Below are 15033 nucleotides of genomic sequence, written 5' to 3'. Positions count from 1 at the left end.
AGCGAGGGAATGATGAGTTCGTTGCCCGAATTCGAACTTCAGGAAATGGAATCGCGGGCGGCCGCAGCCTGCCCCGGACCGTGGAAATCTTGGGACGAAGGTCGGGATTTCGACGGAGGATCCAACTTCATCCAGACCGGCAACGGCGCAGAGCGCGGCGAAGACATTGAAAGGTCCGGTGCGACCGTCGCGGAGCAAGATTTCATTGCGGCTGCGCGGCAGGACGTTCCTCGCCTGGTCGCGGAAGTGCGCCGGCTGCGCGCACTTCTTAATCAGACCGGATAGAGCCTCAGCGCCCCCGCCTACCCCACCCACTTCTCGTAGTCGGACACCAGAAGGTGAACCGGCGCCACATCCTCCTCGATGTTGGAGAAGCGGCCGATCGGATCGCGGAAGACGTTGTCGGTGAGGTCGTCATTGACGGTCGAGACCTCGCCGATCAGCACGTCCTTGCCCTCGGCCCAGAAGGCGTGCCAGACGCCCGGCAGCAGCGTCACGCTCTGGCCCGGGTCGAGCTTCAGGAGCCCGCCGGCGGGCAATCTGGTGATGGTGCCGTCGACCGGCACCGACACTTCGGCCTTCGGGTCGATGCCGCCGTCGCGGTCGTGCATGAACAGTTCCAGCACCAGCTTGCCGCCGCCGCGGTTGATGATGTCCTCGGCCTTGATGTTGTGGCGGTGCATGGGCGACAGCTGGTCCTTGCGCGAGATCATGATCTTCTCGGCGTAGAGCATGCCCATGCCGAGCTTCATGTCCGCGTAGCGGCCGTTGCGGACGGTAAAAAGGAAGAGACCAAGCTCATCGAACTTCTCCTGGCCGTAGTCGGTGATGTCCCAGCCGAGACGCGAGCTGAAAATGGCCGAAGAGTCCGCCTTGTGCGCCTTCATCTCTTCCGGCGACCAGTAGGCGAAGGGCGGCATGATGTAGCCGAACGAGCGGATGAAGGCGTCGGCTTCGCGGATGATGTCGTTGATTTTGGAGCGCTTCATGGTCGTTTTCCTTCCGGCCGCTGCCTGCTGAAATCTGCCAACCCGAATATCGCAATGCCGGTCCGCTGTCGACGCAAACTGACGGCTCTGGCCCCGTGACATCCGGCCCGATCAAGCCCATAACCCCAACGGGTTTTTGATTGCGCATGTCTTTATCCCGAAACCGGTTCCCACTTTCGGGAGACATGCTTTTGAACGGTGATCTTCATGGCAAGCATAGACGATCTCGACACGCCGGCGATCCTGATCGACGCGGCCCGCGCCGAAGCCAACATCGCAAAGGCGCAGGCGCATGCCGACCGCCACGGGCTGAAGCTCCGCCCGCATATCAAGACGCACAAGCTGCCCTACTGGGCGAAGAAGCAGGTCGCGGCTGGCGCGGTCGGCATAACCTGCCAGAAGATCGGCGAGGCCGAGGTGATGGCCGATGCCGGGCTTGAGGACATTTTCCTGCCCTACAACATTCTCGGCCGCGCCAAGCTGGAGCGGCTGAAGGCACTGCATGGCCGCGTCACGCTGTCGGTCACGGCGGACAGCCACGAAACGCTGTCAGGGCTAGCCGCGACCTTCACCGATACCGGCCACCCGCTGCCGGTGCTGGTCGAATGCGACACCGGCATGGGGCGCTGCGGCGTGCAGAGCCCGGCCGAAGCGGTTGCACTGGCGAAAGTGATCGACCAGGCCAAGGGCCTGACCTTCGGCGGGCTGATGACTTATCCGGCGGCGGGCCGCGCCGCCGAAGCCGAGGCGTGGCTGCGGAACGCGCGCGAGACGCTTGCGGCGGCCGGGCTCGAATGCCGGCGCATCTCCAGCGGAGGCACGCCGGACATGTGGCGCTCGGGCGAGGACAGCGTCGTCACCGAATATAGGCCCGGCACCTACATCTATCTCGACCGCTACCAGGTCGCCAAAGGCGTCGGCACGCTCGACAATTGCGCGCTGACGGTGCTGGCCACCGTGGTCAGCCACCCGACGCCCTCCCGCGCCATCCTCGACAGCGGCAGCAAGGCTCTGTCCTCCGATACGCTAGGACTGCCGGATTTCGGCGAGCTGCTCGGCGTACCCGACGCGCGAGTGACTGGATTGAGCGAGGAGCACGGCAACGTCACGCTTTCAGACGGCGCCGCCCTGCGCATTGGCGAGCGCGTGCGCGTAGTTCCCGATCATTGCTGCGTGGTGACGAATTTGTTCGACCAGGTGCATCTGATCGACGGCGACAAGGTGCTGGAAACGCTGCCAGTGGCGGCGCGGGGGAAGATGGCTTGAGGATCCTGAGACGCACGCAGATGTTTTAAGTTCGTCTAGGCTGGCGGGACAGCGCCCCCCGTGTCCTGCCGGACATCTCCCCCCCACTTTGGGGGGAGATTGGCGGCTCGGGCGTCGCGCCCTCCTCCAAACGCTGAAAGTTGCCGAAAGCAATCGCACCATCCTTGTGGGGGAGATGTCCGGCAGGACAGAGGGGGGCGAGAAGGAACGCGACAGACCGCTATTGGTCCGAAAATCTACTGCCGTTCCGCCTGCCGCGCCGCAACCCTGCGCATCGCGATCACGCGGCGCCTGAAAATCTCCGTGCGGATCGCCATCAGGTGCAGCGCGAAGAACAGCACGGTGAAGCCAAGCGCCATCACGGCGAGCGGCCACAGCATCGAAGGGTCGATGGTCGGGCCGCCGAGGCGGAAGACCGAGGCCGGCTGGTGCAGCGTGTTCCACCAATCGACCGAGAATTTGATGATCGGGATGTTGATGAAGCCGACCAGCGTGATGATGGCGGCGGCCCAGGCGGCGCGGCCGGCGTCGTCCAGTGCGCGGGTCAGCGCGATAATCCCAAGATACATGAGGAAAAGCACGAAGACCGAGGTCAGCCGAGCGTCCCACACCCACCAGGTGCCCCACATCGGCTTGCCCCAGATCGAGCCGGTGATCAGCGCGAGCGCGGTGAAGGTGGCGCCGATCGGAGCCGCTGCCTTCAGCGCCACGTCGGCCAGCGGGTGGCGCCAGACCAGCGTGCCGAGCGCCGAGATCGCCATGATGGTGTAGCACATCATCGCAAGCCAGGCGAAAGGCACGTGGATGTACATGATGCGCACCGTGATGCCCTGCTGGAAATCCTCCGGCGCGGTGAAGCTCATATAGAGGCCGACGCCGAGCAGTATCGCCGCGGTCGCCGCGAGCCACGGAATAACCTTGTCGGCCAGCCCGACGAAGCGCGTCGGGTTGGCGAGATCGATCCAGCCGGCGAGGCGTGAGGTGGTGTCGCTCATGCCGATCTAAATAGACCGGCGATGCATCAGGGGCAATCGGATGGTTGACGCACTCTCTCCTTCTCCCCTTGTGAGAGAAGGTGGATCGGCGCGCGAGCGCCGAGACGGATAGGGTGCGCGACGGAGTGAGACGCTGATCTTCCTGGAACACCTTCATCTGTCGCCTGCGGCGACACCTTGTCCCACAGGGAAGAAAGCTTACGCCGCTTCCGTCACCGGACGGCTGAGGCGACGGACCTCCTCGTCGTTGAGCAGGCCGCCGGCGCGCAGCAGGGCTGCGAAGCGGCCGTTGCGCAGCGACAGCTCGGTGAAGCCGCCGTATTCGACCACCTTGCCCTTGTCCATGAAGACGACCAAGTCGGCGTCGCGCACGGTGGTCAGGCGGTGGGCGATGATGAAGGTCGTGCGGTTGCGGCGCAGTTCGTCGATCGCTTCCTTGACTCGGTCCTCGGTCTCGACGTCGAGCGCGCTGGTCGCCTCGTCGAGCACCAGGATCGGCGCATCCTTCAGCACGGCGCGGGCGATGGCGATGCGCTGGCGCTCGCCGCCCGATAGCTGGCCGCCGCGCTCGCCGACGACGGTGTCGTAGCCGCTGCTCTTGGCCAGGATGAAGTCCTGTGCGGCGGCGGCATTGGCGGCGGCGTGCACCTCGTCATTGCTCGCATCGGCGCGGCCGACCCGGATGTTATCCTCGATCGAGCGGTTGAGCAGGCCGGCGTCCTGGAAGACGGTGGCGATCGAGTGGCGCAGCGACTTGCGGGTCACCGTGCGAGTGTCGATGCCGTCGATCAGGATGCGGCCGCTGGACGGCGTGAACACGCGCTGCAGCAGGTTGATAAGCGTCGTCTTGCCGGCGCCGGTCGGGCCGACGATGGCGACGGTCTTGCCGGCCGGCACCTCGAAGGAGACATTCTCGATACCATGGCCCGAATTCGCGAACTCGAAGCTGACGTCCTCGAAGCGCACACGGCCGGTGACGTTGGTCAACTCGCGCAGGCCGTCCGGCTCGGCGGTTTCGGCGGCCGAGTCCTCGAGGCGATAGAAATCCTCGAGCTTGGCGCGGGCCTCGGAAATCTGCGTCGTGAAGGCGGACATCTGGTCGAGACGGGCGATCAGCATTCCGGCAAAGCCGGTGAAGGCGACGACGTCTCCGACACGGAGCTGGCCACGGGTGACGAGATAAGCCCCAATCGAGAGCACGATCATCATCGAGATGGTCGACGACAGGCGGTTCAGCGCATTGGCGATAGCCCACCAGTCGAGCACCGGGTTCTGCGCGTCGAGCAGGTCCTTGACGTAGCGCTTCAGCGTCGCGGTCTCATGGCCGATGCGGTTATAGCTCTGCAGCACGGCGACGTTGCTGACGCTGTCGGTCACATGGGCAAAGACGGTGTGGTAGTGGCGCTCGACGGCGGTCTGCCCCGACTTGGTACGGCGCATGACGATACGGCCGATTCCGACGTAGAGCACGCCCAGGCCCAGCAGCACGATTGACATGCGGATGTCCATGGAAAGCGCGGTCGGCACCAGCAGCACCAGCGCAATGGCCGTCGAGAGATGCACGCGCATGAATTCGAGCCACAGGCTGAACAGGGTTTCGACGGCGCGCAGCAGCGTGTGCAGCGAATTGGACGTGCCGCGCTGGTGGTGCCAGGCGAGCGGCATGGTGATGACGCGCTCGAAGGACTGGCACAGCACTTCCGAACGCCGGGCATGGGCGAAGCGGTCGGCGCCGCGCGACACCAGCACGAAAGCTATGACATTGAAGACACCGAGAGCGGCCCAGACGGCGAGCGTCGAAAACACCGGACCTTTTTCGGAAATGGCGCCGATCACCCGGCCCAAAAGGATCGGCTCGAGAATGGCGATCGCGGCAAGCGCGACGTTGGCGCCGCAGATCAGCGCGACGCGCTTCTTGTCCGCAGCCAGATAACTCAGCGCTCTAAAGTAGATCTGCAGAAGTGACACTTCAGCTACTCCGCCAAACTCTTGTCCGTGCTCAATGTCGGTATTGTGCGCCGCACCATTTTTTGACACGTACCGGTTTATGTGTCGCGAAACAATGCGTCGTCTATCCCTTCCGTTCCCATTTAGCGAACAAAAGATGACGACGGTGCGAAATCTGACGTGATCACCTAACGGTTTGAGATAAAAGGTGAAATGTCAGCCTTGCGGCAAAACAATGGCACCTGCCCAGCGCTGCCACATTTTTAATCACTTGGCGCTTGCTTAGCCGTGCCTGAAGCAACGTGGGCGCACGCTGCCCGGCCCATTGGCAAAGTAAAACGCCAAGCTCGGCCGCGCATCCCGAGAGCGCGGCCTGCAAGTCAAGTCTTTGATCCTACGCAGGTATCTTGACGACGACGTCGGTCATCTCACCGGCCTTCGGTTCGAAAGACCCTGATTTGGTCTTCGAACCATTGACTTCAAGCGCGATCGACTTGGTCTTTTTGTCGCGGATGACGCGAACCTTGATTTCGCCGCCGAACATCTTGAGTGTGGCGGCGTAGCCGTCCCAGTGGCCAGGCAGCTTCGGCCTAAACGTGATCTGCTTGCCGCGCCGCTCGATGCCGAGGATTCCTTCCACCGCGGCCCGGTAGAGCCAGCCGGCCGACCCCGTATACCAGGTCCAGCCGCCGCGGCCGCCTTTTCCTTCGCCGGCGTAGATGTCCGCCGCCACGACGTAAGGCTCGACGCGGTAATGCTCGGCCGCCGCCTCGTCCGAGGCGTGGTTGACCGGGTTCAGCATCGAGAAGCAGCGATAAGCCTCGTCGGTGCGTCCCATCTCGGCCAGCGCGATGACGAACCAGGTGGCGGCATGGGTGTACTGGCCGCCGTTCTCGCGCACGCCCGGCGGGTAGCTCTTGATATAGCCGGGATCCTTGTCGCTGTTCGAGAAGGGCGGCGTGAACAGCTTGACGATCTTGTGCTTGTCGTCGACGAGCATCTTCGTCGCCTGTTCCATGGCCGTGGTCGAGCGGGCAGGATCCCCCTCGCCCGACAGCACGCTCCAGGACTGGGCGATGGAGTCGATCTTGCACTCATCCGAATTGCGGGAGCCAAGCGGCGTGCCGTCGTCGAAGCTGCCGCGCCGGTACCACTGGCCGTCCCAGGCCGTGCTCTCCAGCGCCCGCTTCAGCAGGTCCGCGTGCTTCGTCCAGGCCTGCGCCCGCTTGCCATCGCTCTGTCCCTTGGCGATGGGGGCGAAGTCACCCAGCGTCTTCAGCAGGAACCAGCCTAGCCAGACGCTTTCGCCCTTGCCGCCCTCGCCGACACGGTTCATGCCGTCGTTCCAGTCGCCGCCGAGGATCAGCGGCAGGCCGGCCGGGCTGCTGCGCTTGATGGCCAGATCGAGCGCCCGCGCGCAGTGCTCGTAAAGCGAGGCTGTGGTCTTGGTGATCTCGGGCGTGAAGAAGGCGTCGTGCTCGCCCTCGCCAAGCTCCTGCCCGTCGATGAACGGTATCTGCTCCTTGAGGATGGCGGCATCGCCCGTCACCTCGATGTAGCGGGCCGTCGCGTGCGCCAGCCACACGACATCGTCCGAGATCATGGTGCGCACGCCGGCATCGGTGCGGGGCAGCCACCAGTGCTGCACGTCGCCCTCCTGGAACTGCCGGCGGGCGGCGTTGAGAATCTGGTCGCGCGCCAGCTTCGGATCATGCGCCAGCAAGGCCAGCGTATCCTGCAACTGGTCGCGGAAGCCGAAGGCGCCGCTCGCCTGGTAGAAGGCCGACCGCGCGCGGATGCGGCAGGCCAGGCTCTGGTAGGGCAGCCAGTGGTTGACCATGGCGTTGAGCGCCTTGTCCGGCGTTTCGACCTGAATGGTGTCGAGGAAGCCCCGCCAGACGCGCTCATTGTCGGCCAGACGCCGGTCGAAATCCTTGTCCCTGTGGGTCTGGACCAGGGCGCTCGCCTCGGCGGCCGTGGCGGCGTCGCCAAGCAGCCAGAACAGCGTCACGTCGCCGCCGGCCGGGATGTCGATGTCGCTGGCGATCACCGCGCACGGATCGTCGCCTGCCTCGACGCGGCCGGACAAAGCAACTCCGCCAAGCACGGCCTGCGGATATTCGGTCGTGCCGTGCCTGCCGACGAACTCGCCGCGGTCGGCGGTCACCGAATGAACAGGCGCCGTCGCGGCGAGGAAAGCCACCCGCTCGCCGAAGTCGAGCCCGTAGGGGTTCTGCGCCAGCATGGCGCCCGTCGCGGCGTCCCTGGTCGGCACAATGGTTGCCGCCGTGCGCGAGCGATGGCCGCCGAGCACCCACTCGGCATAGGCATAGACGCGCAGCCTTGCCGGCGCGGGGCCGGCATTCTGGATGCGCAGCCGCGTGATCTTCACCGGATCCACCGGGTCGACGACCTGCGTCAGATCCATCGACAGCGGCCCGCGCTTCGAGCGGAAGGTCGAGAACCCCTGCCCGTGCCAGGTCTCGTAGGTCATCGAGGGATCGCGCACCACCGCGGCCATCGGCGAGAACGCCTTGCCGCTCAACTGGTCGTAGATATAGAAGCCCTCGCCCGGCCGGTTCGACACCGGGTCGTTCGACCACGGCGTCAACTGGTAGTCGCGGCTGTTGCGGCTCCAGGTGAAGCCGGCGCCCTCGGCAGAGACGTGGAAGCCGAAGGAAGCGTTGGAGATGACGTTGATCCAGGGCTGCGGCGTCACACGACGGCCGGTCAGCCGCGTCACGTAGTGGCGGCCGTCGCCGTCGAAGCCGCCAAAGCCGTTCCAGAGGCTGAGGCCGGTGCCGTCGGCGGCAATATCGGCTCCCCCCTCGCTTGCCCGCGTCGGCTCAGGCAAAGGCGGCGACGGCTGGCGGGCCGGAACGCCTTCCGCCTGCTGCAAAGCATCGCGAGCCTGCAATGCCGCCGTTTCGGCCCGCTCGAGCTGGTCGAAGATGGTGCCGTTGCGGGTGTGGAGCGCAACACGCGCGACCGACAGTAGGGTCTTGTAGGTCGGCTCGTCCATCAGGTCGCGGCGCACGGCGAAGATGTGCTGACGCGGGCCAAGCTCGCGACCACGCAGGCGGCTGTTCTCGCACAGCGTCTCCACTGCGCGCTGCAGGTCCTGCACGTAGGAGGATGCCTGCTCGTTAACGACGACGAAGTCGATCATCATGCCGCGGGCGCGCATGTATTCCTGGAAGCGCAGCGCCTGGGCGACGATCTCGAGATCGGCGACGTCGCCGATGCGCACCAGGAAGATCGGGAAATCGCCGGAGATGCTGGTCGGCCAGAGGCTCGATTGGCGGCCGAGGCCCGAGGCGATGGAGTCGGCGGGCAGACGCAGGAACGGATCGGGATAGATCAGGTAACGCGCCAGCTTCTGCACATTGGCGGCATCGGTCAGGCTGAGGCCGAGATGGCGCGTCTGCACCTGGCTGCGCGTCCAGGCGAGCATCGCCTGGCGGGCGAAGCTCTCCTGATGGTCGAGGCGGCCGATCGCCTCGTCGAGCTCGCCCCGGTTGGCGCCGACGACGGTCCAGAAGGTCAGCGAGATCTTCTTGTTGGCCGGCACGCGCACCTGGCGGCGAAGTGCCGCCACCGGGTCGAGCGTGAAGCCGTGGCTGCCGGAGAGCCGGGCGCCGGGGTCGAAGGCGGCAGCGTCGGCGATGGTGCGGCCACGGCCGATGAAGGCGCGGCGATCGGTTTCGGCCTCGGCGTCGCGCGAGGGACCCGACGGATCGGTGACGAAATGCACCATGGTTAGGTCGGGCTCGTTCTTTTCGCGCTTGCGCCTGGTGGCGAAGATCGCGCCGTTGTTAGCGGAGATCTCGGTCTCGACGAACATCTTCGAGAACGCCGGATGGGCGTTGTCGGAGGCTTCGTTGCCCAGCACCAGCTCGGCAAAGGACGTCACCTCGATGTGCCGGTCGGTGGGGCCGTCATTGTAAAGCGTGACGCGCCGGCCTTCGCCGTTCCCTTCGGAGATGACGATGCACTCGACCTCCGAACGCAGCGAGCCGATCGATTTGGTAAAGCTCGCCTTGTCGTCGGCAAACAGCGTCTGCACGCGCTCGCCCTCGGCGCGCTTCGGCTCGGCGGTGGCCGACCACCAGTCGCCGGTCGCGGTGTCGCGCAAAAAGATATAGGAGCCGAGACGGTCTTCGCTCGGGTCCGGCTGCCAACGGGTGATGGCAAGCTCGCCGAAGCGGCTGTAGCCGGAGCCGGTGGCGGTGACCATGACCGAGTAACGGCCATTCGACATGACGTTGGTCGCGCGCAGCGCCTTGATCGGGTCAAGGATGATGCGGCTGTCCGGGCTCTCGGTCTCGGTCTCGTCCTTGGAGCGCTCGTCGGCCTCGGTCCTGACGGTGGCGGTCGGGATGTCGCGCGGCGCCTTCTCCTGCAAGAGGAGTTCGGCCGACTCAATCACCGGATCGCTGTGGAAGCGTTCGCGCAGCCGACCCTCGAAGATGGCGTCCGCCACGGCGGCGATCGACATGCCGGAATGGTGGGCCATGTAGTTCTGGACGACGGCATGGTCGGTGCCTTCCGGCACGCGCTGCGGCGTGAAGTCGACCGCATCGTAGAAGCCGTGCCGGCCGAGCGCGCCGATCGCGCGCAGCCGCATCAGGTTCTGCACCGCCTCGCGCGGGTTGAACTGCGCCGCCAGGATGGTGGCGTAAGGCGCAATCACGGTGTTCTGGCCGAGGCCGCGCTTCAGGCCGAGGCCGGGCACGCCGAAGTTGGTGTACTGGTAGGTGAGCTCGCGGTCGCGGGCATTGTAGGCCGCTTCCGAGATGCCCCAGGGCACGTTCTTCGAGCGCGCATACTGGATCTGGCGCTTGATGATGAGCTTGCTGGTCTGATTGAGGATCGAGCCCTGCGGCTCCTTCATCACCAGCGGCGGCATCAGATACTCGAACATCGAGCCCGACCAGGACATCAGCGCGCCCTTGAAGCCGATCTCGACAATCGGCCTGCCGAGCCGGAACCAGTGCTCGGTCGGCAGGTCGCCCTTGGCGATGCCGAACAGGCTGGTCAGCCGCGCCTCGGAGGCGAGCAGGTCGTAGCAGCTCTCGTCGAGCTGGTGCTCCTCGACGCGATAGCCGATCGACAGGAGCTTGCGCTCCTGCCGCATCAGGAAGGAGAAATCCATCTCGAAGGCGTAGCGGCGGCAGCGCCCGCGCAGCGCGAGCAGCTTGGTGCGGAGCGCCGAGACCGCGCTTTCGTCATTGTGCGAATCGTGCACATGCGCCTCGCAGGTCGCCTCCAGCCTGGCCGCCCAGTCGGCGATGACGTCGCTCTTGGGCGACGCCGCCTCGACGTGGATGGCCGTGGCGAGCTTGCGGATCTCGCCGGCCAGCACCGCGAGATTGATCGTGCGGATCGAGGCCATCTCGGGCTGCGCCTTGATGGTCATCACTGCCCGGCGCATGCCGTCGAGGCGGTCGGCAAGACGCTGGCGCAGCGGCCTCAGCTGGCGGCGGTCGTCGGGCAGTTCCTCCAGGCTCTCGTCGAGGATGGTGACGGTGTCGAGGATGCCCTCGAAATCGCCCTGCAGGTGGACGGAAGGCGCCTCGGCCCATTCGGCGCAGGCCGCGGCCACGGCGACCAGATGGCCGGCGAGATTGCCGCTGTCGACCGCCGAGATATAGAGCGGATAAAGCGGCTTCAGCGTCGTCGTGTCGTACCAATTGTAGAGATGCCCGCGATCGCGCGGCATGTTCTCGATGGTCGTCATCGTGGCGTCGATGCGGGTGATGGCATCCGACAGGCTGATCCAGCCGAAGTCGCGCGCCGAAACCACCGAGAGCAGGTAGACGCCGATGTTGGTCGGCGAGGTACGCGGCGCCACCACCGGCGCCGGGCTTTCCTGGAAATTGTCGGGCGGCAGATGGTGATGCTCGGCCGTCACGAAGGTCTCGAAATAATGCCAGGTGCGACGCGCCACGGTGCGCAGCGCATGGATGTCGGCGGCGGAAATGCGCAGCCTGTCCTCGGTCTCGGCCGAGCGGCTGATCCAGCAGGCGACGGCGGGCGAGCCGATCCAGAAAATCGCGAAGAAGAAGGCGACGAACGCGCCGGTGGAATCGGCCAGCACCGGAACGGCAAGGCCGACGACGCCGATGATCACGGCGCCATACATCATGCTGTAATAGGCGCCGAGATCGCTGCCGCCGGTCTTGTGCGCCTGCGAGGCGGTGCGCCACTCCAGAAGGTTCTGGCGGCTGACGAAGAGCCGGTAAAGAGTGCGGACGATGGCATCGCCCATCATCCAGGCAAGGTGCGCCATCAAAAGCACCTTCAGCGCCACCAGCGCGGTGCCGAACACAGTGTCGCGCGCCAGCGCCGAGAAATGGCCGCGCGGCGTCTGGTCGCCGCTCTTCGGCAGGATGCCGTTGACGATGTCGAAAGTCGGGGCCATGAACAGGCTGAGGATCATCAGCGCCTGCCACTGCGCGGCCTGCGTGAACGGCAGCAGCGTCCAGCCGGCGATACAGGCCATCACCCAGAAGATCGGGGTCACCGAGCGGCGGAGGTTATCGACCATCTTCCAGCGCGACAGTGCCGGAACGCCAGAGCGCGGATCGAACATGAAGCCGAGCAATTGCCAGTCGCCGCGCGCCCAGCGGTGGTGGCGTGAGGCGTCGACCGAGTAGCGGGTCGGATAGTCCTCGACCAGTTCGACATCGGTGACGAGCGCGGCGCGCGCCAGGGCGCCTTCGAGCAAATCGTGGCTGAGGATGGTGTTTTCCTCGATGCGGCCCTTCAGCGCCGTTTCGAAGGCGTCGATATGGTAGAGGCCCTTGCCGGTGAAAGTGCCGTCGCCGAAGACGTCCTGATAGACGTCGGACACGGCAAAGACGTACGGGTCGAGACCGCGATTGGCCGAGAAGACGCGCTGGAAGAAGGAGGCATCGTCGCCGCTGGTGAGCGAGGCGGTGATGCGCGGCTGCAGGATGGTGTAGCCGGCTGTGACGACGCGCTTTGCCGGATCGAAATGCGGACGATTGAGCGGATGCGCGAGCTTGCCGACAAGGCTCGAGACGGCGTCGCGGGTGGTGCGCGTGTCGGCGTCGAGCGTCATCACATAGGTGACTTTGTCCGGCAGCGGCACATCGAGCGGCAGGAAGGTGGTGTCGCTGTCGCCGCGCAGCAGAAGGTTGAGCTCGTGCAGCTTGCCGCGCTTGCGTTCCCAGCCCATCCAGCAGCCCTGGGCCTGATTGTAGAGCCGGCGGCGATGCAGAAGATAGAAGCGCGGAGCGCCTTCCGACGGATAGCGGGCGTTCAGCCTGGCGATCTCGTCGCGGGCATATTGCAGGATCTCGATGTCGGCTGCGTCGATTTCGGTCTTGGAATCCGGCCAGTCGGACAAAAGCGCGAAATGGATCTCTTCTGCCGTGTTGGCGAGATGATGCACCTCGATGTTGCGGATGTTTTCCTCGACGTCGTCGCGCGACCCGATGAGCGAAGGCACGACGACCAGCGTGCGCGCTGAGGTGGGGATGCCGTGCTTGTAGTCATAGCCGACGAGCCGCGTCGGCTTGAGGAAGAGCGCCACGACGGTGTTGAAGAAGGCCAACGCGCCTTCGCTCGCCGGCACCGCGAACAAAGCCAGCATCAGCGTGATCGCCCCCGCCGAGAGGCCGAGATTGGCAAGCGCGTTGCCGGACAGCACAAGCAGGAGCACCGTCAGCAGGAAGACCGGCACGACGATGCCGAGCCAGCCGGTGGCGGCAAAGGCGCGCTTGAAAGTCACATAGAAGGGAGCCCGGTAGCCGATCGCCTGTTCCAGCTCCGGCCGACGCGGTCCGACCAGGAAGAAGCCGACATCGGTATGCACGGTGGGGTCGGCAGTTTCCGGCACGCCGGACGCATCGGTGACCCCAGGCGTGTGGCCTGCAAGCTCGATCGCCGTTTCGGCGACGCGGAATTCGGAAAGGTCGGAGCGGCGCGCAAGCTGCTCGATCGCGGTGCGATACTGATCGCGCGAGAAGAAATCGAGCGCGGCGAAATCGGTCTTCTCGCGCAGCAGCGTGTCGATGCGGCTGACGCCCTCGAACCAGACCGTCCAGTCGACGTCGTTGATGAGGCGCAGGCCGCGGATGATATTGCCGGTGGTGACGTTGCCGCTGGACAGCGTCTGATGCTCGGAAATGATGATCTCCTCGGCGTCAGAGCCGGTCTTCTCGAGCTCGCCCTCCAGCCATTCCAGCGCGCGGCCGGCGTTCTGCGAACCGTCACGCAGGCGATAAAGGAGCTGGGTGGCGAAAGTGGTATCCTGCGCATGCGCGGCGTAGCTCGACAGGATCCTGGTCCGGTCGGCATTGTCGTCGGTCGCCAGAACCCGGTCGGCGACCTCGTTGGCGATCTGGCGCATCTCTCTGGTACGGTTGACGCGCACTGCGATGCGTCGGAGGTTTTCGATCAGCACGAACCGCAGCAGCGACGGCAGCGCCCAGAGCTCGCCGATCTTCAGCGGCTCGACCGATTGAAAGCCCTCGACGATGGCCTTGAACATGGTCGCCGAGACGGCGCTGTCGGAATGCTCGACATAGCTCCAGGCGACGACGAAGGCGCGCGGCAACGCCGTGCCGCCCGCAAGCTTGAGTGTCGGCAACTGGCGGTAGAAACGGCGCGGCAGATCGCGCTTGACCTGAAATATGGTCTCTTCGACCAGGTAGTTGTTGTCGAGCAGCCATTGCGCCGCGGGCGTGATCGTCTCGCCCTTGGCCTGGGCGGCGTTGGTCGAACGGTAGACTTCGAGAATCTTCTTGGCGCTATCACGGATGCGGGCCTGGAATTCGAACGGCGAAAGCCCGAACAGGTCCCTGACATCGCCCTTGGCGAGTGCTGCGCCCAGCGCGCGCAGCCGGTCTTCCGGCAGGAAATTGGAGCGTATCGGCGCTTCCGTGACGGTCGGGAAGCCGGCACTAGTTTGTTCAATCTTGGCGGGATTCGTCTGGATGTTCATTGATTATTCCGTAAGGCGGGGCGCGATGCGGCGTCACCGCCACGGCAATGGCCCTAAAACCGGTTCAAATGCAATCTGTTGCATGGCAGGTTCGGCCGAAAGTTTGTTTGCGCTCCATGACAGGGGCGTCCCCTTTCGACAACTCAAGGGCGAACGCCCCTCGCTTCCCGCCCCGGGTCCGATCAGGGAAAGGATTCAGGCTTTTTCGTGATACATGCAAGGGGCCAGGCGATATTTCGCCCGCGCCGCGATCATGTTTGGCAACAGCCGTTAACCATTGGCGGCGGTGACGCGCAGGCGGATCACAAAAATCAGCTCATGCCCTTCAGGCTGGAGGCGCAGTTTCTGGCTCTGCTGATCGAGGACGAGCGCATCAAGCGGTCCGAGGCTGGCAGCGGTGTCCGTGAGGACTGTGACGCCACCGCCAACCGGCAAGATAATCGTCGTGCCGTCGGTCGACCTTATCTCGACTTCACCCGAAACAGGCAAGCGCTCGACCGTATGGCTGATGCAGCCGCGGCGGCTCATGACGTTGAGATCGGTGATCGGGCCGCCCATCAACGTGGCGCGGGTCGGCACGTCGCCGGGAAAAGGAAGCGGCGCCGAGGCTGGCGTCAGCCGCGCCGGCGGTCGAGCGGCGATGTCGAGCATAATGCCGTCGCCTTCCAGCACCGACAGCGTGCGGTCGACCCCGGCGAAGCTGGAGAATGGCCCGCTGGTCTCGACGCGCGCCATGGAGATGCGCCAGTCGAAATCCTCGAGACCGGCGCCATCAGGCGAGACGGCGATCTCGGTGGTCGTGCCGCCGCCGTTCTTCCACGGCATGACGCGATAGCCGGCGGCACGAAGGATGCGCATCGGT

At 65.2% G+C, this 15033-nt stretch carries 7 protein-coding genes; 2 read left to right on the top strand and 5 right to left on the bottom strand.

What is annotated here, in order from left to right:
• The first annotated feature begins 21 nt into the window (after positions 1–21).
• Positions 22–285, top strand: coding sequence for a hypothetical protein (locus P9254_RS18255; RefSeq protein WP_442920329.1), 264 nt, complete (start codon positions 22–24; stop codon positions 283–285).
• A 17-nt stretch (positions 286–302) separates the two neighbouring features.
• Here P9254_RS18255 and P9254_RS18250 read toward each other — a convergent pair whose 3' ends face one another.
• On the bottom strand, positions 303–989 hold the full coding sequence (locus P9254_RS18250; protein ID WP_067329872.1) for a D-lyxose/D-mannose family sugar isomerase: 687 nt from the start codon (positions 987–989) through the stop codon (positions 303–305).
• 207 nt (positions 990–1196) lie between these two features.
• On the opposite strand from P9254_RS18250, the gene P9254_RS18245 reads away from it, so the two are divergent.
• Positions 1197–2255, top strand: a complete 1059-nt coding sequence (locus P9254_RS18245; RefSeq protein WP_278056025.1) for a D-TA family PLP-dependent enzyme — start codon at positions 1197–1199, stop codon at positions 2253–2255.
• Positions 2256–2491: 236 nt separating this feature from the next.
• On the opposite strand, the gene P9254_RS18240 is transcribed toward P9254_RS18245, so the two are convergent.
• From P9254_RS18240 to P9254_RS18225, 4 genes are all read right to left on the bottom strand, one after another.
• Complete coding sequence (locus P9254_RS18240; protein ID WP_067000549.1) at positions 2492–3250, bottom strand: heme ABC transporter permease; 759 nt, start codon at positions 3248–3250, stop codon at positions 2492–2494.
• 198 nt (positions 3251–3448) lie between these two features.
• Complete coding sequence (locus tag P9254_RS18235) at positions 3449–5218, bottom strand: glucan ABC transporter ATP-binding protein/ permease (protein WP_067000546.1); 1770 nt, start codon at positions 5216–5218, stop codon at positions 3449–3451.
• Between the two features lie 373 nt (positions 5219–5591).
• Positions 5592–14171, bottom strand: a complete 8580-nt coding sequence (locus P9254_RS18230) for a GH36-type glycosyl hydrolase domain-containing protein (RefSeq protein ID WP_278056026.1) — start codon at positions 14169–14171, stop codon at positions 5592–5594.
• 270 nt (positions 14172–14441) lie between these two features.
• Positions 14442–15029, bottom strand: a complete 588-nt coding sequence (locus tag P9254_RS18225) for a HutD/Ves family protein (RefSeq protein WP_278056027.1) — start codon at positions 15027–15029, stop codon at positions 14442–14444.
• Positions 15030–15033 lie beyond the last annotated feature (4 nt).

Source organism: Mesorhizobium sp. WSM4983 (assembly GCF_029625765.1).
Classification (GTDB): domain Bacteria; phylum Pseudomonadota; class Alphaproteobacteria; order Rhizobiales; family Rhizobiaceae; genus Mesorhizobium.
Note: the sequence above shows the minus strand (reverse complement) of the source record. Positions and strands in the feature narration are given on the sequence as shown.

Coding starts and splice junctions, on each gene's coding strand:
- P9254_RS18250 (WP_067329872.1), bottom strand. CDS start 989: ATGAAGCGCTCCAAAATCAACGACATCATCCGCGAAGCCGACGCCTTC.
- P9254_RS18245 (WP_278056025.1), top strand. CDS start 1,197: ATGGCAAGCATAGACGATCTCGACACGCCGGCGATCCTGATCGACGCG.
- P9254_RS18240 (WP_067000549.1), bottom strand. CDS start 3,250: ATGAGCGACACCACCTCACGCCTCGCCGGCTGGATCGATCTCGCCAAC.
- P9254_RS18230 (WP_278056026.1), bottom strand. CDS start 14,171: ATGAACATCCAGACGAATCCCGCCAAGATTGAACAAACTAGTGCCGGC.
- P9254_RS18225 (WP_278056027.1), bottom strand. CDS start 15,029: ATGCGCATCCTTCGTGCCGCCGGCTATCGCGTCATGCCGTGGAAGAAC.